The sequence below is a fragment of the Lactobacillus sp. XV13L genome (genome assembly GCF_059900875.1).
Genome location: NZ_JBWXGD010000004.1, coordinates 63218 through 85141, shown reverse-complemented (window position 1 = coordinate 85141; position 21924 = coordinate 63218). Strand labels below are relative to the sequence as shown.

Below are 21924 nucleotides of genomic sequence, written 5' to 3'. Positions count from 1 at the left end.
AACCGTCATGGCAAAATGTTTACATTCGTAAGCATTGCTAAATTTTTTGCAAACTTTTTTGAAGGCAAGAAAGAATTGCAAGCAAATTGCGTGTTATGTAATTTATTGACACCTCTACTCACTATTCCGTGCCTTTTTTTCAAGTCTAAATAAATTCAGGTAACTGACCAAGATCACCACACTGATGATACTCAAAAAAAGATATGCTACTCTTGTACCCTGTGCAGTATGCAACACATAATTGCCGGGGTGCTTTTGCCAGGCTGAAATAATTGCAGCCGTTACGGTTGTGCCCATAGAACCTGCATACTGCTGACCCGTCTGAAAAATGGCGGTTGCATCCGTGTGCAATTCCACGGGTTGGAGCTTAGAGGCCTCAGCCATCGTGTTGTTGAAGGCCAGTTGGCGGCCAATAATCATGATGCCGTATACAAACCCAACTATTACAGTAGGGATGTGCAAGCTAAAAATAGCAAACAGTATGCATGCTGTTAAACAGAAAATTGTTCCGGTCAGCAACGGCAATTTTGCACCCTTTTTATCATAGATGTGACCAAACCAAGGATTTAAAACCCCACTCAAAACACATCCCGGCAGCAATACTAATCCGCCAGCAAGGGAACTAGCATGATTAACAATCTGAACGTAGTTAGGTACCACAAAGCTGGTACCAATGTTAATAAACTGCAGTAGCAAATACGAGATCATGGCAAAAATGAACGGTTTATTTTTAAAGACTTTGAGGTTAATTAGCTTTTTTTGGCTAGAACGCCCTAATCTAATGAAGACCGTCACTAGTATTGCTACCATTATCATGCTAATCCAAAAGCCCCAGTCATTTAACCCATTGCTGACGCGGTTAAACCCGAGATTAAAAATCACCATTGCGGCTGCAAGCACGCCGTAACTTACCCAGTCAAATTGCGGGTGCGTTTTTTCATGGTACTGTTCAATCGTCAAGAAACCCATAATTAGAATTATTAGGGCCAATAGTCCCACGCTAAAAAAGATTAGCGGCCAGCTAAAGTAATAAACCACCATTCCGCCAAACGTTGGTCCAAGCGAAGGTGCAAGAATAATAACGAGTCCGGTCAGGCCCATGTAAAAGCCCCATTTTTCCTGCGGCATTAATTCGACTACCAGGTTAAACATTAATGGAATCGACAGACCTGCACCGATTGAAGAAATTAGACGACCAGCAAGCAAAGCCCAAAAATTTACCGCCAAGCCGGCGACAACGGAACCAACAATGAACGAAAGCGCAGCGGTCAAAAATAGTTGTCGCGCTGACCAGCGCTCATTGAGGTATGAGCTTGAAACCATGATAATCGCAATCATCAAAAGATATCCTGTAGTTGTCCACTGGACCAATCCTAGCCCAATGTGAAACTGCTTCATCAGAACGGGGAAAGTAACGTTCAAACTAGTCTCGGTTAGGATTGACACGAAGGCCATCAACGCACAGCTAATGATTGCTAAGATATATTTTGTATTAACACTTTTATTTCTCATAAAATCACCTTGATAAAAAAAGAGCAAAAAGTTTAATTAACTTTTACCCTTTTAATTGTATAACTATCATGCACATTTTATCACGATAGCGTGCTATATTTTTCTAATATTCTAAGATTATCGAACCAAAATTCAAGCAGATACACTCTTCGAAAGCAGCATGGCCTATAATACATTGCCTACTTGCCAAACCTGCTCGTCAGGTCATCGTGCAATTCTTCATAGCCCGGCTTGTTAAGCAGGCCGAACATATTCCGCTTGTACTCCTCAACACCAGGCTGGTTGAACGGGTTGATCCCATTCAGGTAACCCGAAATGGCAATTGCCAGTTCAAAGAAGTAGATGAGGTAACCCAACGTATGTTCCGTTTGGTCGGGAATGTTGACCGTCATAACGGGCACGCCGCCGTCCGTGTGGGCCAAGACAACACCTTCATACGCCCGCTCGTTGACGTAATTCAGGCTCTTACCGGCCAAAAAGTTCAGCTGGTCCAGATTGCGGTCATCGGCCGGAATTTCGACGTCATGTGCAGGATTTTCGACTCTGATCACGGTCTCAAACAGGTTGCGCATGCCCTCTTGGATGTATTGGCCGAGGGAATGCAGGTCTGTGGTAAAGTTGGCGCTGGCTGGCCAAATACCCTTGTTGTCCTTGCCTTCCGACTCACCCATCAGCTGCTTGCACCACTCACTAAACATCCTTAAAGTTGGTTCGTAGTTTTCGACAATTTCGGTCGTGTAGCCCTTGCGGTAAAGAATATTGCGCAGAGCTGCATACTGGTATGGCGTTGCCTTCTTTAAGTCGGTGTCACGGTAGTCGCTCCGGGCATCGGCTGCACCCTTCATCAACTGATCGATGTCTGCACCAGCTGCAGCGATTGGCAGAAGGCCAACGGCGGATAAGACGCTATAGCGGCCACCAATATCGTCAGGCACAACGAACTCCTCGTAACCCTCGGCGTCGGCCTCGGTCTTCAGTGCCCCCTTGGCCCGGTCGGTAGTCGCAAAAATGCGTTTTTGCGCTTCTTCTGCACCATATTTTTGGATCAGCTTTTCCTTGAAAATTCTGAAGGCAACGGCCGGTTCGGTCGTCGTCCCCGACTTGGAAATAACATTGACGCTGAAGTCCTTGTCACCCAGCCATTCAACCAGGTCATGCAGGTATGAACCAGAAAGCGAGTTGCCACAGAAAACAACGGTGGGGTACTTTTCTGTGCCCTTGCCATAAAAGGCCCCGTTCAAGAACTCAATGGCCGCCTGGGCACCGAGGTATGAGCCCCCAATACCGATGCACACCAAAACCTCAGAGTCACTCTGGATCTTCTTGGCGGCCTTCTTGATACGGGCAAATTCATCCTGATCATAATCAACCGGCAAGTCAATCCAGCCCAGAAAGTCGCTCCCAGCGCCGCTTCCGTCCCGCAATTCTTTGTTTGCAGCATCAACCATGGCCTGCATTTCGCCTAGTTCATTATCGTGAACAAACGGCGTCAACTTCGTGCTGTCAAACTTAATTAAACTCATATAATACGCTCCCTTTACAGAATTAAATATTTATTTCACAAGACCATTTTAGCAATCTTACGGCACAAATACCAGTGCCCGTTCACTGTATTATAACCTACCCCGAACCCGCTGGCACGCCCAAAAAAGCAGGTAGCCTAAAGCTGCGCCGCAAACATTGAAGAAAACATCATCAATATCGCTGATCCCGGTCTCCAGCAAAAATTGCATCCCCTCAATGAAAGCCGAAAAGACGGCACCTGCCAGGATGATGCGGAAAAAGTTTTGCTTCTTAGAGAAAACAAACGGTGCCAAGAAGCCAAACGGTATGAAACAGAGAACATTGCCAAACGAGTTGTAAATAAAGTCAAGCCTGCTCTGGGCGTAAATCATTTTCCAGGTTTCCTTTAAGAAAACCAGGTTGATATCACTCAGGGGCCGGTGCCAGTTGAAATTGAGGGCCCACGGAAAGTATGCGCTGCGGAAGGTCGTCAGCATGAGCAGCAGAAGCAGGTAGAAGGCAAACAGCCAAACCATGGCCTCGGACTTAACCGTTCGGCGCCGTCTAATCGCCAGCAGCCAAAAGAGGCGCAGCACCATGAAAACCAAGAAGTAAAAAATTGTTTTGTCGAGCGCCAGCATTACGAGCTTGATAAGTGCAAAGTGGTTTATCCTGGTTGCATAAAGCTGCGCGAGCAAATTATAAAGCGGTCCTAAAAAAATCATGTCTTATTCAATTCCTAAAATAGTATTTACCTAAATTATACTCAATGTTGCCCGCTTAATTCTTAAAAAATGACTAACAATACCAAAAAGATTGTCTAAGCCACCTTAAACTTTTAAAATAAAAGACTAAGGAGCGTTCACTTTGAATAAAAAGAATCTGACCAAGTTCATTCAGACCCGCACAGGCTTTCTTTGTCTTCTAGTTTTGTTATTTACATTGAAGTATGTTTTTGTTGCCTACCACGACTTTAACCTGGGGCTCTCAGACCCCTACCAGCACCTGATTATGTGGATCAGCCCCATTGGAAGTGCCCTGCTTCTTTTTGGCATCGGCTTTTATTTTCCGAAGCCCATCGTGTCCTACTGCGTGATGCTCTTCATGGACTTTGTCAACACCGGCTTGCTCTTCGCCAACGTCCTGTATTACCGCCAGTTTGCCGATTTCATTACGGTTAAGACCATCGCCAACACCAGCAAGGTCGCACCGGGATTAGGCAAAAGTGCCGTAGCCATGCTCCAGCCAACCGACATGATTATCTGGTTGGATCTAATCATTGTTATTGCCCTGCTTATTGCCCGCAAGATCACGATTGATCCGAAGGCGTACGGCTTGCTCACCCCGTTTGCGGTCATTTCTTTTGGCATGCTTGTTTTAGTGCTAAACGTCTTTCTCGCCGAAACATCCCGTCCCCGTCTGCTCGGTACCACCTTCGATCGCTCCTATATCGTCAAGTACCTCGGCATCGATGCCTACACGGTCTACGATGGCATTAAAAATGAACAGACCGAACAAGTAAATCGCAATGCCAACACGGCTGACCTCAATAAGATCCTAGCCTACACTAAGAAAAACAAGCTGCCTAAAAACGCCAGATACTTCAGCGTCGCCAAGGGCAAAAACGTGATTGTGATTCACCTGGAAAGCTTCCAGCAATTCATTATCAACCTAAAAGTCAACGGCAAGGAAGTCACGCCCTTCCTCAACTCGCTTTACCACGATCGCCACACCCTGAGCTTTGCCAACTTCTACCACCAGGTGGGGATTGGCCGTACCAGCGATGCCGAAAACATGCTGGAAACAAGTACCTATGGCATCTCGGACGGTTCCCTTTTTACCGCGCTGGGCAGTTCCAACACCTTCCAGGCGGCGCCCCAGATCCTAAGGGAAAAGGGCCACTACACCTCTGCCGTTTTTCACGGCAACGTTGCCTCATTCTGGAACCGCGACGAAGTTTACAAGAACATGGGCTACAATTACTTTTTTGATCAGAACTACTTCAGCGCCAGTAAGAACGACCGCATTGGGTACGGCATCAAGGATAAGCTGCTATTCGCTGAAAGCATCAAGTATCTGGAACGGATGCAGCAGCCGTTTTATGCAAAATTCATTACGGTGACCAATCACACGCCCTTCGACATGGACGATGAGGACCTTGATCCCAGCTTTAAGACAACGACCACCCCTGACAAGTCCATCAACAATTACTTTGAAACGGCCCACTACCTCGACCAGGCCGTCCGCGAGTTCTTTTCCTACCTAAAAAAATCTGGCCTGATCAACGACACGATGGTGGTCATCTATGGCGACCACTACGGATTGACCAATTCTGAAAATGAAATCCTGGCACCAGTTGTTGGCGAAAGTTCAGATACCTGGAACAACTTCAACAACGCCCAGATGCAGCGGGTCCCGTTCATGATATATTCGCCCAAGCTAAAAGGCGGAATCAGGCAGGACGTGGCCGGAGAAATTGATGTCCTGCCCACCCTGTTGCACCTTCTGGGCATTGACAACCACAACTACATTCAGTTTGGCACCGATCTGTTGTCGCCGCGCTATCAGCCCTGGGTCGTATTTCGCAACGGCACAATCGTCAGCCAGAAATACGTTATTATTGGTGGCAAGGGCAGAAAAGGCATCGTCTACGACCGGCAAAGTGGCAAGGAGATTGTTAACTATACTAAGCGCGAAAAGGTGGAAATCGCCCAGCTAGCCCGGGAGGGGAAAAAGCAGCTCAAGTATTCTGACTTGCTCAACAACCACAACCTCCTGCGCTTCTATACGCCAACTGGCTTTAAGCCGGTTGATCCGGATCAGTTTGACTACCTGACCAACTTCCAGCAAATGGAAGACCTGCGCAGCACGCTCAAAGGCAGGTCAAGCGCACTGATCAATAGGTACCGCAAGTCCACGACCGCACTTTACAGAACCGACGCGCCCGAATTGAAGGGGCGCCGCGATGAAATAACCGCCATACCGGAATCTGTCGCCAAAAATCATTTAAGCGAAAAGAAAAATAAAGCTGGCAAAAATAAAAAAACGTCCTATAATTAGCAAATAACTTTATTAAAATAATAATTTGCACTGGAGGTTGTTTTTGATGCTTTATCTGATTATTTTTGTTCTCGCTATCCTAATATTTTTGTCTTGCTGCCGCGTCGTACCGCAAAACAATGAGGGCCTGATTGAAACACTGGGTAAATACTCCCGGACCGTGAAGGCTGGTCTGGTCTTGGTTATCCCGGTGGTCCAGAAAATGCGCCGCGTTTCTCTAGCGATGTTTCCGGCCGAGATTTCCAAGTACTCAATCATTACCAAGGATAACGCCGAGATCACCACGAGCCTGACGCTAAATTACCTGGTGACGGACTCCTACAAGTACTTCTACAACAATACTGATTCCGTTAAGTCCATGGTCGAGCTGATTCGTGGCCACTTACGCGACATTATCGGTCGCATGGACTTGAACGACGCATTGGGTTCAACCAGCAGTATTAATACCCAGCTTGCCGAAGCCATCGGAGATCTAACTGACCTCTACGGTATCCGTGTGGTCCGGGTCAACATCGATGAACTGTTGCCGAGCGTCGAGATTCAACGGGCAATGGACAAGCAGCTAACTGCCGACCGGGAAAAAATTGCGGCCATTGAAAAAGCTGAAGGTGAAGCCAAAAACATTGAATTGACGACCAAGGCCAAGAACGATGCACTTATTGCTACTGCTAAGGCCAAAGCCGCGGCGGTAAAAACAGAGGCGGATGCCGAGGCATACCGTATTAACCAATTGCAAAACTCCCTCTCCCAGGCTGGCGAAGGCTACTTCAAAAACCAAAGCCTGGACAGCTTCAACAAGCTGGCGGCAGGCCCCAATAACTTGATTGTTATCGGCAAGGATGAAATGACCAGCTTAGGAACGCTTCCGGCTGCTTCCAAGGTCTGGCATAAGGCCACAGAAGAAACAGACTAGCCTATAATAACGGTACACAAAAAAGCACTTCACTAGTGAAGTGCTTTTTATTTACGCGTCATTGGCCTTATTCTTGCTTATGGCTACTTATGGTCTCTGAATCCCCTGGTCTTTTCATGCTTTACCTGGTCGGGATCAACGTAATCGACCGGCAATTCGTGGCGGTCCAGCAGAAACTTCTTCAAACTTTTTTCGGTTGTCATAATGGGAAAAATAATGAAGAGGTAAAACGTCAGAAGCCAGAGCAAGAAGTACCGGTCCCAGTCTAGCAGGTGAACCATAACCCCTATCACAAGCTGAAGCACGCCGAACAGAATAAAGTATAAACTGCCCCTTTTTTGTGCAAAGCGAAAGCTGGCGTGGTTGACCCGGGCCAGGTACGAATAGTAGCCGTAAAAGGGATTGGGCTTCTTAGCCGGCGAAATTACCCACAATAGCCCAACAACCGCAATAACCGAACCACAAGCAATATAAATCATGCGTCCTTCCTTTCTCCTGGGAACTAGTCCTCATTTCCCGGTGCAGAAATTATTATTTTCATTTTACCAGTGAACGCAAAATTCTTCATCATATTTGGAACAATCAAATTGCTTCCTAGGGATAATTCATACGTTTGCGAACCCGCAACGAGCTGCCCTGAACCGGCAATGACCGTGACTAGCAGGTACGGGTGCTCTTTTAGCCCCGTCTTCCACGTTCCGTCTAGGTCAACCTGCCACAGGTAAAAGTGCGGTGACAGTGGCGGCTTGACCAGGGTCTTGATGCTTGCATCCTGCTCTCTTCTTGACTGAATGGCAATCTTAGGGTCAACGTGGGGCACCGTCGTTACGTCAATCGACTTTTGCGTGTGCAGTTCGCGCGTCTTACCCGTCTTCTGGTCGATGCGGTCGTAGTCGTACAAACGGTAGGTAACATCGCTCGACTGTTGGGTTTCAATCACGAGGATTCCCTTGGTCAGTGCGTGAATCGTGCCCGAAGGAACATAGAAAAAGTCGCCTGCCTTGACCGGAACCTTGCGCAGAAGATTGTCCCAGTCGCCGCTGTGAATCATATCCGCAAGTTCAGACCGCGTCTTGGCCGTGTGGCCGTAAACCAGGTAAGAACCCGGATCCGCCTGCAAGACGTACCAGCTTTCGGTCTTACCGCTATCGTTTTCAACACTGCGGGCGTAGTCATCATCCGGATGAACCTGGACGGACAGGTTGTCGTTGGCATCGAGAAACTTGACCAGAAGCGGGAATTCCTTGCTCTTGGGATTGCCAAATAATTCCGGGTGCTCCTGGTAAACCTCCCGCAGGCTCTTCCCCTTCCAGGCCCCCGCCTTAACGGTTGACGCATCGTCCTTGTAGCCCGAGATGACCCAGGCCTCGCCCACCTTGCCATCGGGAATATCATAGTCAAAAATCGTCTTTAACTTGCGTCCACCCCAGATCTTGTTTCTAAAGTAGGGTGTCAAAAAAATTGGTTCCATATTGTATCTCACCTCACATTAAGTTTAAACTTTTGCCGGCAAAAATTAAAACGATTTTTTGCCAACTGACTTTGAATAATCATAATATTGTTTTGGTTGCAATTTCAGCTGCTTTGTGCTCTATAAATTTCCCCATTAAAAAGCCTGCCGGATATCCGGCAGGCTTTTAGGGGGAGATAGTTTACTACTTACTTCTACAATTACTGTTGCTTCTTCAATTTATCCAGACGTGATTCCGCAATCTCGTTTTCTAAATCACGTTCGTATTCTTCAGTCTGGGCCTTATCCCAGCCGTAGTAATCCGCCATGTGCTTGATAACGCCAGTCTTAACCCGGTCCAGGGTATCACTCTTAAACAAGACGTGGTAGGTCCGGCGCAGCAGGTAATCAACCGGAGTTAGAGCCATTTCTTCAGCTAACGAGTAGTCTAATGCTGCGGTTTCGCCCAGGCTTAAACCATTGGCCGGGTTAATCTTTCTTGCATTATCATAAATCTGATCTGCTTCTGAGCCGAACAAGTTGGCAATTTCCTTAGCGTCATCCGCACTTAAGCCAGCATCAACGCCGCGCTTAGCAATATTTGCCAGTTCTTCCTCGGCGTTGTCAGAATCAAAGTCACCACCAGCAACCTTTATCTTGGCTGAATCCCTAAGTGTAAAGTCCTTGCCAAATTTATCATGCAGGTCCTGCTTAATCATAGCCATCGCTCCGTTGGCCATAATCCGGTAATCGGTCAGTTTGCCACCCGCTAGCGTAATCAGGCCGTCATCGGCTTTGGTCAGCGAGCTGCCACGCGATACGGCTGAAGGAGCCGAGGTACTGTCCGATACGCTGGCGCCTGAAGTCGCATCCGCGGCCGTGTTATCTTCAATCTCCAGCTCGATCAACGGACGAACCCCGGCCCAGCTGGCTTCAATATCATTAATCGTGAGGTGAGCACTCGGATATTTTTTATTAATGATGTTCAAGAGGTAGTCTACGTCGGACTGCTCAACTGTTGGGTGTGCATAATCACCCGTAAAATCGGTATCAGTCGTTCCAAAGTACGTCTTGCCCTCGCGCGGAATGGTAAAGATCATCCGGCCATCGGCGGTACCTGAGCCAAAATAGGTCGGCTGCGGGACCTTTAAGCGAGACTGGTCAACAACCAGATGAACCCCCTTAGTCGGACGCAAACGCGGCTTTTTGTAGATCGTGTCATCTTCTTCACGGACGATGTCAGACCACGGACCAGAAGCATTGGTAACAAGATTGGCGTGGATGTCAAACTCTTCACCAGTCAAGTTATCGTGAACGCGCACGCCGTTAACTTGTTTATTGTCGTCGTGCAAAATCTTAATGCTCTTCAGGCGGCTAACGGTAAGGCAGCCAAAGTCATGGGCCTTCTTGATATTTTCCAAAACCAGACGCGAGTCATTATTCTGGTAATCAAGATAAACCCCGGCCCCCTTCAGGTTATGCGGATTTAACTGTGGCTCCCACTTTAGGACCTTGTCCCTATCAATGGTGTAGTTGGCATACTTCATCAGCGGCGAATCGCCCTCGATACCAGCTAAGTGGTCGTAGAGATCCATGGCAACCTTAACCGAAAACATCGTGAATGTCGTTCCCGGCTCGTCATAAATGGGCAAAATCATCGGATCCGGCTGTGTCATGTGCGGCGCAATGTGCTGGATAACCGCACGTTCCTTGACGGTATCCGAAACCACCTGAACATCAAAAGTCTTCAGGTAGCGAATGCCGCCGTGAACCAGTCGCGTCGACCGGGATGAAGTTCCACCACCGAAGTCCTGCATGTCGATTAACCCCGTCTTCATATTGGCAACACTGGCCTGCAGGGCAATTCCCGCCCCGGTAATGCCACCCCCAATAACGAGCACATCTAATTTTTCATTTTTCAAGCGCTTTATTTCATCTTTACGGCTTTTAATTGAGAATGCCATTGTTTACACTCTTTCTATAATACACAATTTACTTTTGATAAGGCTTGTATGCAAAGCTTTGGGCTGCCTTAACCGCAGACTTCCACCCTTCATACAAGTGGTCACGCTCCTTGGCGCTCATCTTTGGCTTGAAGGTCTTGCCCACCTTTTGAATCTTCTTAATCTCATCAACATTCTTCCAAAAGCCCGTTGCTAGACCTGCTAAAAAGGCTGCACCCATCGCCGTGGTCTCGAGGTTTTCTGCCCGTTCAATGTCAATGCCAAGAATATCGGCCTGGAACTGCATCAGGTAGTCATTGTTAGCAGCCCCACCGTCAACCTTGAGCTTCGGAATTTTGATATTGGTATCCTTGTACATGGTATCAATTACGTCGCGACTCTGGTAAGCAAGCGACTGCAGCGTCGACTTAGTAAAGTCGTCGCTGGAAGTACCACGGGACAGTCCGAAGACTGCACCACGCACGTTTGAGTCCCAGTACGGTGCGCCTAAACCGGTAAAGGCCGGAACCACAAAGACCTCGTTGCTATCCTTAGACCGCTTGGCTGCTTCTTCCGACTGCGGTGCATCATCAATCAGCTTTAACTGGTCGCGCAACCACTGAATTGCGGACCCAGCCACGTAAATACTGCCCTCAAGGGCATAGTTGACTTTTCCGTTAATGCCATAAGCAATTGTCGTCAACAAGTTGTTAGCCGAGAACTTCGGATTTTTTCCCGTGTTCATCACGGTAAAGGCACCCGTGCCATAGGTATTCTTAATCATCCCCGGTTCAAAAGCCAATTGCCCAAAGAGTGCGGCCTGCTGGTCACCGGCCATGCCAGCAATCGGAACCTGGCTGCCGTAGAAGTGGTATTCAGCGGTCTTACCGTAGACTTCCGAGTTCGATTTAACCTCAGGCAGCATTTGCCGCGGAATGTTCAAAAGTTTGAGAATATCATTGTCCCAGTCCAGCTTGGTAATGTTGAAGAGCATGGTCCGGCTGGCATTGGAATAATCAGTCACGTGAACCTTACCACCAGTAAGTTTCCACACCAGCCATGAATCAATTGTTCCAAACAACAACTCACCTTTTTCAGCGCGTTCTTGCGAACCAGGCACGTGATCTAGAATCCACCTAATCTTAGTTGCAGAAAAGTATGCATCGGGAATCAGGCCCGTTCTCTCGTGGATTAGCTGCTGGTGCCCGTCCGCAATCAGCTTATCAGCTAAGTCTGAAGTCTGACGCGACTGCCACACAATCGCGTGGTAAATCGGCAGGCCCGTGTTTTTATCCCAAATAACCGTTGTCTCACGCTGGTTAGTGATTCCGATTGCAGAAATTTGCTCCGGCTTAATGCCCGAATTAATAAACGAATTGGCAATGGTCGACAGAACTGAATTCCAAATTTCATTGGCATCATGTTCTACCCAACCTGGCTTAGGAAAATATTGGTTGAACTCCTTACGCGAATCAATTACTTTCTTCCCAGAGTGGTCGAGAATGATTGCACGCGTACTAGTTGTACCCTCATCAATCGCTAAAATATACTTTTCAAGCATTTCTATTTCTCCTTTTTGGTTTTGATTTAGATTTAAAGTAACCGCAATATTTCTTACACACCTGATTTTACGCTCGCTTTCAGTTAAGCGCTAACATATAATGGTAATAACTTATTAGGTAAAGTTATAAGCAAAGGACAAACTAATATGAAATATAACCTGCTAACATTCAAATACTTTATGGATGTAGTCGAAACGCAAGGCTTCACCCCAGCGGCCAAGAGAAATTTTGTTTCCCAAACGGCGATCAGCAACGCCATCAAAAATTTGGAAAAGGAGTTAAACGTTCAGTTGATTGAACGGTCTACTTCTCACTTTAGGGTAACAGTCGCCGGCATCAACCTTTACCATTATGCGGTGCCTTTGATGAAGCAATATTATGAATTTAGTCAAAAGGTGGGCCAGTTAGATAACGCGCACCGCATCTTGCGCATCCGCTACCTGCGGGGATTCGGGTACTGGACGATCAAGTTTGCACACTGCTTAAAAGAAGCAAATCCGGACCTGCACCTGCATTTGGACACCGAAAAGTTTTCCGATAGCATCCCCAAGCTCGACGTGGACGATTATGATGTCTTAATCGGCTTTTCAACTGCCGTCAGCAAAATCAAAAGTATCCATAAAAAGAAAATCGATACCGCAAATTTTGGCATCCTGCTCAATCCGGATATGCTTGAAGAAGACGGCCGGGTTAATAAGTGCGCGCTTGCCCAGCAACCCCTGTTTTTGCAAAAATGGTCTGCGACCGATAGCAATGACGTTCAAACAAAAATCAGAAGCGTTTTGCAAAATATGAAAATTGACTATCGAAAGGTCAGCTACCGGGACAGTTTTGATGCGGCACTTGCAAATGTTGTATTGGGGCAGGGAATGGCAATTTACCCCCGCGAATTGCCGATTCCCCAGATATATGCGGATCACCTGGTCTACATGCCTGAATTGCCATCATTAAAATATGACGTTGTGGCCATCTACAAAAATCCGGCCATCGCCCATATTTTAGATAAAGGACTATCAAATTAGTTATATAAGTATTACGAAAATGTTTTAAATTTTAATAACATTTAGTTATAAGTTGAAGACGGAATCAAACAGGAAATCAGGAAAATTGCAAACTAATAAGTTTGTTTTCCGCGTGAGAAATTTTGTGCGACATTCTTTGTTCCCAGTGAAATAGTGCGGAATTGTCAAAAACAATGACCTCTTGCCTTTCAGGGGGCCTGGCAACAAAGCACGTCACAATTTTAAAATCCAATCGGTGACAAAAAAACATTTACAAGCAAGGTCTGCGCGAATTAACCGTCCACGGCTTTTGCCACGCCTCCGCCACTCTCAATAAGAGTCAAAGCATTAAAGACGTTCAGGCAGTCATGGGCCACGTAAATATGAGCATAACAGCTAATACTTACGCTTACATGTTGGATGAATTAAAGCAAAAATCAGATAACCAAATCGTCAAAATACTTGACGAAATTTAACTAGTCGGCGAACATTTGCCGTGCGAAAGCATTAAAAAAGCCTGTAAGAGTTGATCTTACAGGCTTTTTATGCCATATATATGGAGATGAGGGGAGAGAATTATAATAATTAGTGATGTTTTTTAAACAAAAACACTAATTTTTGGGCATTTAATAGATTATTAAAGTTATTCAAGGTTGAGGTTGGATACCTTTTTGGATACCTTATTTATCCTTTTAATTCAATTCTACGTTGCTCAAAGTATTCTTGCATCGTATCCAAATCTTCTTCAGTTGCTTTTTAAGATTATATACTTTGTTATTCATTGATATTTACCTCTATTAGTATTATACTTGATTTATACACAATAGAGAAGGGCTGAACTATAGTTGGCTCATCTTTTATAGATGAATTTAAAAGCTATTAATTCGAGATTTATTTTGAAGTGGAATTCGAGATTAGCTTTTTCTTTTTTCGTTTTTTCATCTCTTTACATATATAAGTAGACTATCAACAATTTTTGAAAAATTATTGATATTTTTTCAAATAAAATAAGCCACCTAGAGATCAATCCCCAGAGTGGCTTTATTTTGTTAATTAAAATAATACATAAGCTCGATTGCCTGTTACATAGACAGTCTTGCCCTTGTACTTGTCCTTTAGCTCTAAGAATCTACCTCTTCGCCCTACTATGCGGTAGATTGCATTAGTTGTTAGCTTGTAAGCTTTCTTGCTGTTAGCTGTCGGACTATATAATGCGTGGGTGTTTGGCAAAACAATCTTAACACGACCGCTAATATTATCGTGTGTCGCAATCGGATTTGACTTGGTAAAACCAGCGCGACCGTCAACCCATTGATTCTTGCCAACCTCAATTGCTCCGCCCTTTTCATCAAACACTTTATAAATGCTACTTTTTGCTAAGGTTTTAATCTTATGCTTTAAATCAGGACTGTTATATAAACCGCAGCCTTTTTTATTAGTTACCACAAAGACACGTTCAATGTCCCATTTGGCAACGGGATGTACATTCATGTCATCATCTTCCTTCTTTGCTCCTCCTGTACTACCTGCCCCATTTTTTAGTGGCAAAACACTAATATTGCCGTCAACATTTAGTCCCCGGTAGTTGGGTGTGAATTGCCAAATTGCCACACCTTCAATTGATGGAAAGTATGCCATGTTAGCGGTGTTAACAGCTGCCATTGTTGGATAGCTGGCTACCCACAGACAATTGCCATAAGCCCTAATTATGCTCCTAATATTCATATTGTTGCGCATAGCCGAAGCTCCAGAATAGAGCAATGGTATATAACCGTGACCCTTAATCACAGCCATTGCCGCTAAAATAGCCGTTGTGCTACTTAATACACCACAAGTTATCACATTGCCGCTACCACTTTCCCAGTCAACAGCTAAGTAAGTACCATCAGGCAATCCTAGCTCTTTGGCCTTTTTGCAAGCAAATTCAGCTTCTATTTTGGCTCTGGCAGCATTATTTGAAAATGTTGCATAGAAATAACCCATAGTCAGTAAACCGTGAGCTTTACTAGACGCAATTTGGGCCTTAGCGCGAGCATAGTTATAACTCGGATAGTTGTACTGGCAAAGCTTGATAATTGTTGCTTTAGAGTATGGATAGGCAACATTATTGCCTTGAAACATTGATACGTCAGTTAAGTAACTTCTACTCTTGAGTGTCTGTGTCATCGCTATCCACCTCTACATTTTCAACTGGTGTGTTAGCTCTAGGATTTTCAATTAGCTCTTCATCATCAACTATGCCTTGAATATCTGAAATATCGGAATCAACATCGTTTTTCTGTGTATCAAGATAAGCTTTTTCGATCATGCCTTTTGCTGTTTCAGGCGTAATCTTAGCCTTGGCCTTCTTGGCCTGTTCAAGCAATGCTGCCGTAGCATCTTTTTTCTTGTCGCTGCCAGATTTATTGTCATGCGTTGCCTGCTGAGTAACAATGTATTGTGCTACGTTGTATAGCCACTGCATTTTCTCAGCAAAAGCTGGGTTGTGTTGCTTGGCGTATGAATAGATTGCTACGATGCCGACCGCCGCTAGTACAATGTACGGCCATGCGATATTAAAATAACCTACAATTTGATTCATTTTTAAAATTTCCTCCATACAAAAAGAACACTAGCTTGTCTGCCTAGTGTCCTTTTAGTCTTTCATTTTCTTGTTCTAGCTTTAAGCGCTGCTCATGTTCAGCGTAGTATTTGTCCTTGTACTCATCTAACTCACTCTTGTACTTATCACGCTCGCTTTTGTATTCGTCCTTCTCGCTGCTAACCTCATCGATTATCTTGGTATAGTCTTCACGATTGGACTTGTGGAAGACTGCCCAAGCCGTGGCCAAAGTTCCCAGCGCTGCAGCAATCACTTGTATATTGCTAACTAAGTCATGCAAGTGACCACCTCTCTAACTTTTATATGCAGATCTGAAGATCAAAATAAAAATAATCAAATCCCCAATAACACTGTGAGCCATCCTGAGTTGGCCTGCAAAAATTGCGTGCCACAGTTGCGTAGCCGCAAGCATGCAGACAACTGCGTTACAGCTTAGTATAAAAAACTTCTGCCAAAATTTGCTTGGATTATCTAGCATCGCACTAATTAACAAGCCAAAGCTTAAAACAAAAATTACCACATCCAGTCGCTGATCATTCATTATCTTGACCATTCCAGGTGGCCAAAAGAAGTAGGTACGATCAAGCCATAGGGATGCAGCAATTGCAATTAAACTTATTCCTGCGAGTGCTTGCTCAAAATTAGCATCAAGATTTCTCCGTATCCAACAAATTTTACTCTTCAGTTGGTGCAACATAGTCATCAAACGTTTACGGGGATCATCTCGCCGCCTAGCTCTGATAGCTTAAACCACAATGGTAGCCCTCTTACCCAGACATTAGAACCAGTCACTCCTGTAGTAACGCTACCATCTAAAGACTTTAGTAAAAGATACTTATCACCAGCGCTCAGAATCTGCGCGTATACTAAAGTATGATTAGCACTTAAATCAAGACTTGCAATTTGAGCGATATGACTTTGCTCAAACTTTACGCCTGTATTTTTATCACAACTGCTAATATCATATGTTGGATAGTATTCTATTGTATGTTTCATGTTAGGGAAATCATAATACGCCGGAAACGCTCGCTTTGAAATGAAGGTCTCTCCACCCAAAATAAGATTGTTCACTTTTTCGCCATTAACTAACATTTATTTCTCCTTCCTTTTTATGGAGTTGACACCAGTACATCTGGGTGTGCCTTCGAGTAAGCTACACCGAGCTCATAAGTATCCGCGTGGTGCGTCCACTCACGATGCTCTTCAGCCTCAACAGCAGAGTTGAGGTCCGTAACTTTTTTGTCGACCTCAGCCTTGGTGTAGTGGTCCGTCTGGACGTTGCCATCTTTGTCTGGCTTGATCCCGTCAACAGTCTTGATTGCATCGTCGACGTCTGTCAGCTTCTTGTCGACCTCTGCTTTGGTGTAGACGTCGGCGGCATTTGCCTTATCCTTCAGTGCCTGATTGGTGCTGGTCTTAAATTCATTTAAGTCAGTTTGTACCGTGCTAATTTTAGAGTCCAAACTGTCCGACAGGTCTGTCAAGTCCTTCTTGGATGGTAGAGTCTTAATTATCTCTTTAAGCTTGTCCTCAGTAACAACGCCATCTTCGACCACCTTCACGGTCACGTTGTCAGCGCGTCCCACCACCACGAACATGGTGATGTTGAACTTGAACAAGACCTCATCTTGATAGTCAGGCAGTGTTTCAGGCTCGACTGCTGTAGTCAACGCATAGAGTATTTCCTCATCGCTGCCCTCTTCCTTGGCATACAGCCCAATTGTGTTTAAATCGTGGCTCTGGTCCAGACTTTGGTTATCAAATAGAAGACTTACCCCAATAACTACGTCTTTATCCTGCGTCGAATTTGCTACGTCTTTAATTTGACCATACTGCACGATACCAGGTAGCTGGGTTAATTTCTCAAGCTCATCAATGCCTATGCCTGTCAGCTTTTCATCTGAAGCAGCTGCTTTTGAAATCGTAAACTTAGCCCGGCCTTTGGCGGCCTTAGCCGCAAGTTCAAGTCCTTGCTCGGTTAAAACCGTCTTGTTATATTTTGACATTTTTATCACACTCCTTCATTTTCAAACTGCGCCAAATTGGCTGCGACTACAGTAATAGCCTTGGCCCAAGTACCGATGCCAAGCTTGACGTTTCGTACTATTCTGGTGCCGCTTTGCGTCAGCATTATGATATAGTCCCGGTTAGCTAGCGCTATTGCCTGTGCTCCGGTCCACATACCAATCCCAACTTTTAGGTCGTTGGTCACTTTCGCATCTTGCAGCGCAATCACAACCTGGTAGGCCATGTTGGCTGGCAAATAGACGTTCAAAATGTACTTAAGGCTGCCAATCTGCCGGTCGTTAATATCGCTTCTTTTTGCCTCTACGATGGCTTCGCGCTTAGGGTAGTCGACGTTGATCGTTATCGGCAGCTGCAGTGTCCGGAACAATTCGCGCAGATACCTGATAGTGATTGGCCGCGGCGGCAACAGGTGCATTAGCACCCGATTCTGCCTGGTCCGCAAATCGTCACCGGATTCGGGCTTGACGCCGATCTGGTCTTCAAAGACCGCAATACCGCGTGCATCCGTTTGAGTAACGAATTCATTAAGCAGTGTTCGTACCTGCTTGGCCGCCAGCTCATCCAGCACGCCGCCTTGGGCCCGCATGATTACTTCCATCTCGTAGACGCCGTTGTAGTAGTCTGGTAGATAGTCCATCAGTTTAATCATTGATTACTACCTCACCCAAGATTGGTAGCTGCGACGTCTGATTGTTGTAGACCAGCTTGATGTCTTCATCCTGGCCATTAAGTAAAGGAATCGTTGCGTTGATGACTCCTTCCGTCAGCATGATTTGAGACAGGACTTTTGACCGATAAATCGTTTGTGAGTAGCCTCGTCCCGTTTGCGGGTCGACCATGTTCCAGCTATGCCGCAATAACTTAAAGTATTCATTTATCGAATCTTCGATCTTAGCCTTCACAGTAGCTACGTTCTGGCTACTGTCAATTATTACTTTGGTAGTCACATCAACCGTTAGCGACGTCGGGGCTACAACAGTTACCTGATGGTCGATTGGGGCTAGACCATAGCCTTCAGCCTCCCGGTCCACCGGATCAATCGTATCCTTGACCTTCTTAATCAAGGTGGGACTTGCTGGCATCAAATCGTTGTCAACAATTACTAACTTCACGGTACCCGGACCATTCCAGATGGGATAGACCTGGGCCGCACCGACTTCGCTAATCTTGCTGATCATGCTCAAGTAGTCAGTCAAGTTGCCGCCATAAGCTACCCAGTCATCGGCTCTCAGTAGCCGCTGGCGCAGGTGATCGTCTGTCTCGGCATCCCTGGCCGGGGCCACAATCTCAATGATCTCGGCCCACGATAAGGCATCGTTGGAGGTTACCGGCAGAATCTGGTCGATGTATGAATTGGCGCCTGTACCTACTTCGTCAGCGGTTAGTTCGCCCGTCAAGTCATCATTGATCTTTTGCACGGTATAAAAAATAGGCGTTTCGCCGATACTGGCAAATTTATCGCCTATTCTCACGTTATCAATCGGTTTACCGTCTGAGTCCAGGAACTTGGCCCTGACCTCCGTGTGCGTGGCCGCATAGCGCTCCGTGCCGTGCTCCGTTGCCCGGTAGTCCAAAAACTCACCCTGAGCCGTCTTGATGTAGGACTGCCGGACAATTGTGGCCATCGTTAGCGACTGCTGGGCCATAACCATTGCGGCCGGCGCTAGTGCGTCATAAACAATTGAGCCTTCACGCTGGTCAATATCGTCTGGTACCTCGTCCAGCATCTTATCTAGCCAGTATTGGAAGTCGCGACTCGTATATTCTGCTGCATACTCATCTGGATTCATCGAGGTTCACCTCACTTTCTACTGCTATCTGGCCATAGACCGTTGTGCACGCTCCTTTAACGGCCAGCTTGTCCTTATCGACTTGTTTAATCTCGTCAACCCGCACGTCAGTCACCCGGTCATCGGCCAGCAGTGCCTCTTTGAGCATCCGCTCAACCTCAACTCTGGCATAAGCCATGTCCTTGCCAATTAAGTCGTTCAGGTCGTTACCGTACTGGTCGGAGTAAATGGGATAGACCAGGCGCCCGGTCTGCAGGATTTTATCGACGGCCTGAATCATCGCCACCTGCTCATCAATTTTGGACCTGATGCGGCCATTTTCGACCTTAAAGGTCAGTGTTGGCTCATCGTCCAAACTTTCATCGTCATCGCCATCGGTGTCGATATCTTGGTCTTCCAGTTCCGCTTCGCCATCATCATCCTCTGTGACGATAATGTCATCCTCATCCATCGTCTTCCCCCTTTCTTTCAAATAGATAAAATTGCTGCCCACCGTCCATGCGGATCATGGTCACCTTATCGCCCTTTTTGAGGCTGTTATCGAACTCCATCTCCTTGAAGGTAATCTTCTCGCTCACCGTGGGCCTGTTGCCCGACACGTTGCCAATTTGGTCGCCGTGCGATTTAACCTCAATGGTGGCCTTGCCCGGCAGCTTGAACTTACCGATATGCTTGCCTAACACAAGGAAGCTATCATCAATTACCATGCTGTTGGATAGCTGCACCTTGAGCGGCTTAACCGATGTCACCAGTCCAAAGATCACGTCGGTATATTCGCTATCACTGCCGCCACGGCCTGAAATCCATTCTGTTAAGCGTTCGCCAGCCATGCTGCACCTACTTTCATCGTCAAGTGACACGTGTAAGCCGTGCCAAAATTGTGTTCGACCTTCAGGATTGGGCAATTCTTCAAAGTCTTATTGATGTCTGTAATCTCGACCGTGGCTGCATTGCCAGCAACCAAGTCCACGTGCCCTATGCAATCAAGCGTAAGTTCCTTGTTGGCCTTATTCTTCTTGCGCAGCTCGTCCTTGGCTTGCTGGACCATCTGGGCGTGGTTAGCCTTGTTTTTCTTGTTGACCGTGACTTGCAGCTTGCCCCACTGTTTGGTGGACTTACCCTGGGCACTCGTTGATTTGAACGACGTCCGCTTAGGATCATCCTGCTTGGCTGTGGCCGACTTAGCCTGCGACTTCTTGGTGTCCTTCTGGACTACCTTCACTACGTTGGCCGTGCTGTTGATGTCCACCGCATAAGAAAAGCCGGTCATCGCCGACTTGCTGCCTATGATGATTTTCAACTTCTTGTAGGGTGCCCGTCGCAATTCCACCACGTCGTAGTTGGCGTACACGTAGTACATGTGCTGGGTAGCTGTCAGTGTCTTAGTGACGGCACTCTTAATCATTTCGAAGTAAGTCTTGCCATCGCACACCTCCGCTGCCACCTTGTGACTTGGTGGCTTGACCACCTTGTGTTTCAAGCCTGCACGCTTGCAGACGTTGTTGAAGCGGTCCGCCACGGTGCCGGCCTTCCACACGATTGCATCCTGATTCTTCAGATAACGCAGCTTGTCGTAGCACGTCACGCTGACCGTGTTGTCTTCCTTGACCTCATACTTAAAAACATAGCCGTAGAAAATCTTGTGGTGATCCCACCTAAAGGTGATGATATCGCCCGTGTAGGGGATTATCGGGTGCGGCCCTTGAATCAGGTCAAAGGTCAATTCGCCGGCCGAAAAATTCAGGTCCGTAGTCCACTTGATATTAGCAACTACCTCGCGCAGGTCATAGGTTGTACCAGCGGGGTTAGACTTAGAATTGCGGTACATGTTGCTGCGCCGCTTGAGCTTAAACGTTGTTGCTGTCATGCTTTCTTCACATCGCTTTTCTTCACCCAGCCGCGGGCCACACCGTTGATGCCCACGCAAATCGGATACTTGCTGCCGGTCGCTATGTTAATCACTTGCCGCTTGGCGTGCTTCTCGTACGCACCCGGTCCCCGACCAGTGGCATCCATGTGCAGTCGTCCGTTGACAATTACGCTAGACCCAACACCAAACTTCTTGGGTGGCGAGATCCGACTCTTGCCCTTCTTGGGCTTGCACTTTTTCTTCTTTTTGGACTTTTTACCCATCTTCTTGGCGGAAAACTTACGGTACTGCTTGAGCGTCAGCGTGTACTTGTACTCCTCGTCGTAGCCACCCTCAAAGCCATACTCAAAGCTTGATACTGTCATTGGCAGGCTAATTTTAGTATTAGCCACAACCAGCTGCAGGTGGCCCTTGGCCTTCTGGATTTTCTTGATGAAGTCAATGTAGTAGTCTGGCTCCTTCAGGTCATCGACTGCCAGGTAGGTTGTCTCAGCAGCCGGAAGGGTACTTTCAATCGTAGTCTCAACCAGTTTCAGTTCACCCAGCTGGTTGACTTCACCTAAGTTAACGACGGTCTGACTCTTGTCATCGCCCTCGTACTTGAGCTTCAACTCAGCCGGGTTGACCGGCAACTGGATCGTCTTGTTGTTTTTATAGTTTGTCAAAAAAACGCCGAAGCCATCCATTCAT

22 protein-coding genes are annotated in these 21924 nt (G+C 46.5%); 3 read left to right on the top strand and 19 right to left on the bottom strand.

What is annotated here, in order from left to right:
• Positions 1-114: 114 nt before the first annotated feature.
• The 3 genes from AC2JF6_RS03895 to AC2JF6_RS03885 form a co-directional block, all read right to left on the bottom strand.
• Entirely contained in the window at positions 115-1512 is a 1398-nt protein-coding gene (locus AC2JF6_RS03895) for an MFS transporter (protein ID WP_500729467.1), read from the bottom strand.
• 179 nt (positions 1513-1691) lie between these two features.
• Entirely contained in the window at positions 1692-3035 is a 1344-nt protein-coding gene (locus AC2JF6_RS03890; protein ID WP_500729466.1) for a glucose-6-phosphate isomerase, read from the bottom strand.
• Between the two features lie 90 nt (positions 3036-3125).
• Positions 3126-3740, bottom strand: a complete 615-nt coding sequence (locus tag AC2JF6_RS03885) for a VanZ family protein (RefSeq protein ID WP_500729465.1) — start codon at positions 3738-3740, stop codon at positions 3126-3128.
• A gap of 142 nt (positions 3741-3882) precedes the next feature.
• Between AC2JF6_RS03885 and AC2JF6_RS03880 the strand changes: the two genes are divergently transcribed.
• Both AC2JF6_RS03880 and AC2JF6_RS03875 read left to right on the top strand, forming a co-directional pair.
• Positions 3883-6075: an LTA synthase family protein gene (locus AC2JF6_RS03880; protein ID WP_500729464.1), complete on the top strand. Its 2193-nt coding sequence runs from the start codon at positions 3883-3885 to the stop codon at positions 6073-6075.
• Between the two features lie 46 nt (positions 6076-6121).
• The gene (locus AC2JF6_RS03875; protein WP_500729463.1) at positions 6122-6988 is read left to right on the top strand and encodes an SPFH domain-containing protein; all 867 of its coding nucleotides are present in this window, start codon (positions 6122-6124) and stop codon (positions 6986-6988) included.
• 83 nt (positions 6989-7071) lie between these two features.
• Here AC2JF6_RS03875 and AC2JF6_RS03870 read toward each other — a convergent pair whose 3' ends face one another.
• From AC2JF6_RS03870 to glpK, 4 genes are all read right to left on the bottom strand, one after another.
• Entirely contained in the window at positions 7072-7467 is a 396-nt protein-coding gene (locus AC2JF6_RS03870; RefSeq protein WP_500729462.1) for an SdpI family protein, read from the bottom strand.
• A 23-nt stretch (positions 7468-7490) separates the two neighbouring features.
• Positions 7491-8459: a mannose-6-phosphate isomerase, class I gene (manA, locus tag AC2JF6_RS03865; protein WP_500729461.1), complete on the bottom strand. Its 969-nt coding sequence runs from the start codon at positions 8457-8459 to the stop codon at positions 7491-7493.
• Positions 8460-8659: 200 nt separating this feature from the next.
• The gene (locus tag AC2JF6_RS03860; RefSeq protein ID WP_500729460.1) at positions 8660-10402 is read right to left on the bottom strand and encodes an FAD-dependent oxidoreductase; all 1743 of its coding nucleotides are present in this window, start codon (positions 10400-10402) and stop codon (positions 8660-8662) included.
• A gap of 28 nt (positions 10403-10430) precedes the next feature.
• On the bottom strand, positions 10431-11942 hold the full coding sequence (gene glpK, locus AC2JF6_RS03855) for a glycerol kinase GlpK (protein WP_500729459.1): 1512 nt from the start codon (positions 11940-11942) through the stop codon (positions 10431-10433).
• A gap of 147 nt (positions 11943-12089) precedes the next feature.
• Here glpK and AC2JF6_RS03850 point away from each other — a divergent pair, with 147 nt between their 5' ends.
• Positions 12090-12965 (top strand): LysR family transcriptional regulator, encoded by an 876-nt coding sequence (locus tag AC2JF6_RS03850; protein WP_500729458.1) that lies wholly within the window; start codon positions 12090-12092, stop codon positions 12963-12965.
• A gap of 1032 nt (positions 12966-13997) precedes the next feature.
• On the opposite strand, the gene AC2JF6_RS03845 is transcribed toward AC2JF6_RS03850, so the two are convergent.
• Genes AC2JF6_RS03845 through AC2JF6_RS03790 form a run of 12 tightly spaced genes read right to left on the bottom strand, consistent with a single transcriptional unit; the run spans position 13998 to position 21920 of the window.
• Positions 13998-15110 carry a GH25 family lysozyme gene (locus AC2JF6_RS03845; protein WP_500729457.1) on the bottom strand — a complete coding sequence of 371 codons (1113 nt, stop codon included), beginning with the start codon at positions 15108-15110 and terminating at the stop codon, positions 13998-14000.
• On the bottom strand, positions 15088-15525 hold the full coding sequence (locus tag AC2JF6_RS03840) for a phage holin, LLH family (protein WP_500729455.1): 438 nt from the start codon (positions 15523-15525) through the stop codon (positions 15088-15090). Before AC2JF6_RS03840 ends, AC2JF6_RS03845 begins: the two co-directional genes overlap by 23 nt.
• A 43-nt stretch (positions 15526-15568) precedes the next feature.
• Positions 15569-15826, bottom strand: coding sequence for a hypothetical protein (locus AC2JF6_RS03835; protein WP_500729454.1), 258 nt, complete (start codon positions 15824-15826; stop codon positions 15569-15571).
• A gap of 12 nt (positions 15827-15838) precedes the next feature.
• Complete coding sequence (locus AC2JF6_RS03830; protein ID WP_500729453.1) at positions 15839-16243, bottom strand: hypothetical protein; 405 nt, start codon at positions 16241-16243, stop codon at positions 15839-15841.
• Positions 16244-16248: 5 nt separating this feature from the next.
• Positions 16249-16638, bottom strand: coding sequence for a hypothetical protein (locus AC2JF6_RS03825; RefSeq protein WP_500729452.1), 390 nt, complete (start codon positions 16636-16638; stop codon positions 16249-16251).
• Positions 16639-16655: 17 nt separating this feature from the next.
• Complete coding sequence (locus AC2JF6_RS03820) at positions 16656-17552, bottom strand: hypothetical protein (protein WP_500729451.1); 897 nt, start codon at positions 17550-17552, stop codon at positions 16656-16658.
• 5 nt (positions 17553-17557) lie between these two features.
• A complete protein-coding gene (locus AC2JF6_RS03815; RefSeq protein ID WP_500729450.1) occupies positions 17558-18223 on the bottom strand; it encodes a putative phage tail protein in 666 nt (221 codons plus the stop codon).
• Positions 18216-19364, bottom strand: a complete 1149-nt coding sequence (locus tag AC2JF6_RS03810) for a baseplate J/gp47 family protein (protein ID WP_500729449.1) — start codon at positions 19362-19364, stop codon at positions 18216-18218. The genes AC2JF6_RS03815 and AC2JF6_RS03810 overlap by 8 nt, the downstream gene beginning before the upstream one ends.
• The gene (locus AC2JF6_RS03805) at positions 19351-19815 is read right to left on the bottom strand and encodes a DUF2634 domain-containing protein (RefSeq protein ID WP_500729448.1); all 465 of its coding nucleotides are present in this window, start codon (positions 19813-19815) and stop codon (positions 19351-19353) included. Before AC2JF6_RS03805 ends, AC2JF6_RS03810 begins: the two co-directional genes overlap by 14 nt.
• Positions 19808-20194, bottom strand: a complete 387-nt coding sequence (locus tag AC2JF6_RS03800; RefSeq protein ID WP_500729447.1) for a DUF2577 domain-containing protein — start codon at positions 20192-20194, stop codon at positions 19808-19810. The genes AC2JF6_RS03805 and AC2JF6_RS03800 overlap by 8 nt, the downstream gene beginning before the upstream one ends.
• Positions 20176-21231 (bottom strand): XkdQ/YqbQ family protein, encoded by a 1056-nt coding sequence (locus AC2JF6_RS03795; RefSeq protein WP_500729446.1) that lies wholly within the window; start codon positions 21229-21231, stop codon positions 20176-20178. Before AC2JF6_RS03795 ends, AC2JF6_RS03800 begins: the two co-directional genes overlap by 19 nt.
• Entirely contained in the window at positions 21228-21920 is a 693-nt protein-coding gene (locus tag AC2JF6_RS03790) for a hypothetical protein (protein WP_500729445.1), read from the bottom strand. The genes AC2JF6_RS03795 and AC2JF6_RS03790 overlap by 4 nt, the downstream gene beginning before the upstream one ends.
• Positions 21921-21924 lie beyond the last annotated feature (4 nt).

Coding starts and splice junctions, on each gene's coding strand:
- AC2JF6_RS03895 (WP_500729467.1), bottom strand. CDS start 1,512: ATGAGAAATAAAAGTGTTAATACAAAATATATCTTAGCAATCATTAGC.
- AC2JF6_RS03890 (WP_500729466.1), bottom strand. CDS start 3,035: ATGAGTTTAATTAAGTTTGACAGCACGAAGTTGACGCCGTTTGTTCAC.
- AC2JF6_RS03885 (WP_500729465.1), bottom strand. CDS start 3,740: ATGATTTTTTTAGGACCGCTTTATAATTTGCTCGCGCAGCTTTATGCA.
- AC2JF6_RS03875 (WP_500729463.1), top strand. CDS start 6,122: ATGCTTTATCTGATTATTTTTGTTCTCGCTATCCTAATATTTTTGTCT.
- AC2JF6_RS03870 (WP_500729462.1), bottom strand. CDS start 7,467: ATGATTTATATTGCTTGTGGTTCGGTTATTGCGGTTGTTGGGCTATTG.
- manA (WP_500729461.1), bottom strand. CDS start 8,459: ATGGAACCAATTTTTTTGACACCCTACTTTAGAAACAAGATCTGGGGT.
- AC2JF6_RS03860 (WP_500729460.1), bottom strand. CDS start 10,402: ATGGCATTCTCAATTAAAAGCCGTAAAGATGAAATAAAGCGCTTGAAA.
- glpK (WP_500729459.1), bottom strand. CDS start 11,942: ATGCTTGAAAAGTATATTTTAGCGATTGATGAGGGTACAACTAGTACG.
- AC2JF6_RS03850 (WP_500729458.1), top strand. CDS start 12,090: ATGAAATATAACCTGCTAACATTCAAATACTTTATGGATGTAGTCGAA.
- AC2JF6_RS03845 (WP_500729457.1), bottom strand. CDS start 15,110: ATGACACAGACACTCAAGAGTAGAAGTTACTTAACTGACGTATCAATG.
- AC2JF6_RS03840 (WP_500729455.1), bottom strand. CDS start 15,525: ATGAATCAAATTGTAGGTTATTTTAATATCGCATGGCCGTACATTGTA.
- AC2JF6_RS03830 (WP_500729453.1), bottom strand. CDS start 16,243: ATGTTGCACCAACTGAAGAGTAAAATTTGTTGGATACGGAGAAATCTT.
- AC2JF6_RS03825 (WP_500729452.1), bottom strand. CDS start 16,638: ATGTTAGTTAATGGCGAAAAAGTGAACAATCTTATTTTGGGTGGAGAG.
- AC2JF6_RS03820 (WP_500729451.1), bottom strand. CDS start 17,552: ATGTCAAAATATAACAAGACGGTTTTAACCGAGCAAGGACTTGAACTT.
- AC2JF6_RS03815 (WP_500729450.1), bottom strand. CDS start 18,223: ATGATTAAACTGATGGACTATCTACCAGACTACTACAACGGCGTCTAC.
- AC2JF6_RS03810 (WP_500729449.1), bottom strand. CDS start 19,364: ATGAATCCAGATGAGTATGCAGCAGAATATACGAGTCGCGACTTCCAA.
- AC2JF6_RS03805 (WP_500729448.1), bottom strand. CDS start 19,815: ATGGATGAGGATGACATTATCGTCACAGAGGATGATGATGGCGAAGCG.
- AC2JF6_RS03800 (WP_500729447.1), bottom strand. CDS start 20,194: ATGGCTGGCGAACGCTTAACAGAATGGATTTCAGGCCGTGGCGGCAGT.
- AC2JF6_RS03795 (WP_500729446.1), bottom strand. CDS start 21,231: ATGACAGCAACAACGTTTAAGCTCAAGCGGCGCAGCAACATGTACCGC.
- AC2JF6_RS03790 (WP_500729445.1), bottom strand. CDS start 21,920: ATGGATGGCTTCGGCGTTTTTTTGACAAACTATAAAAACAACAAGACG.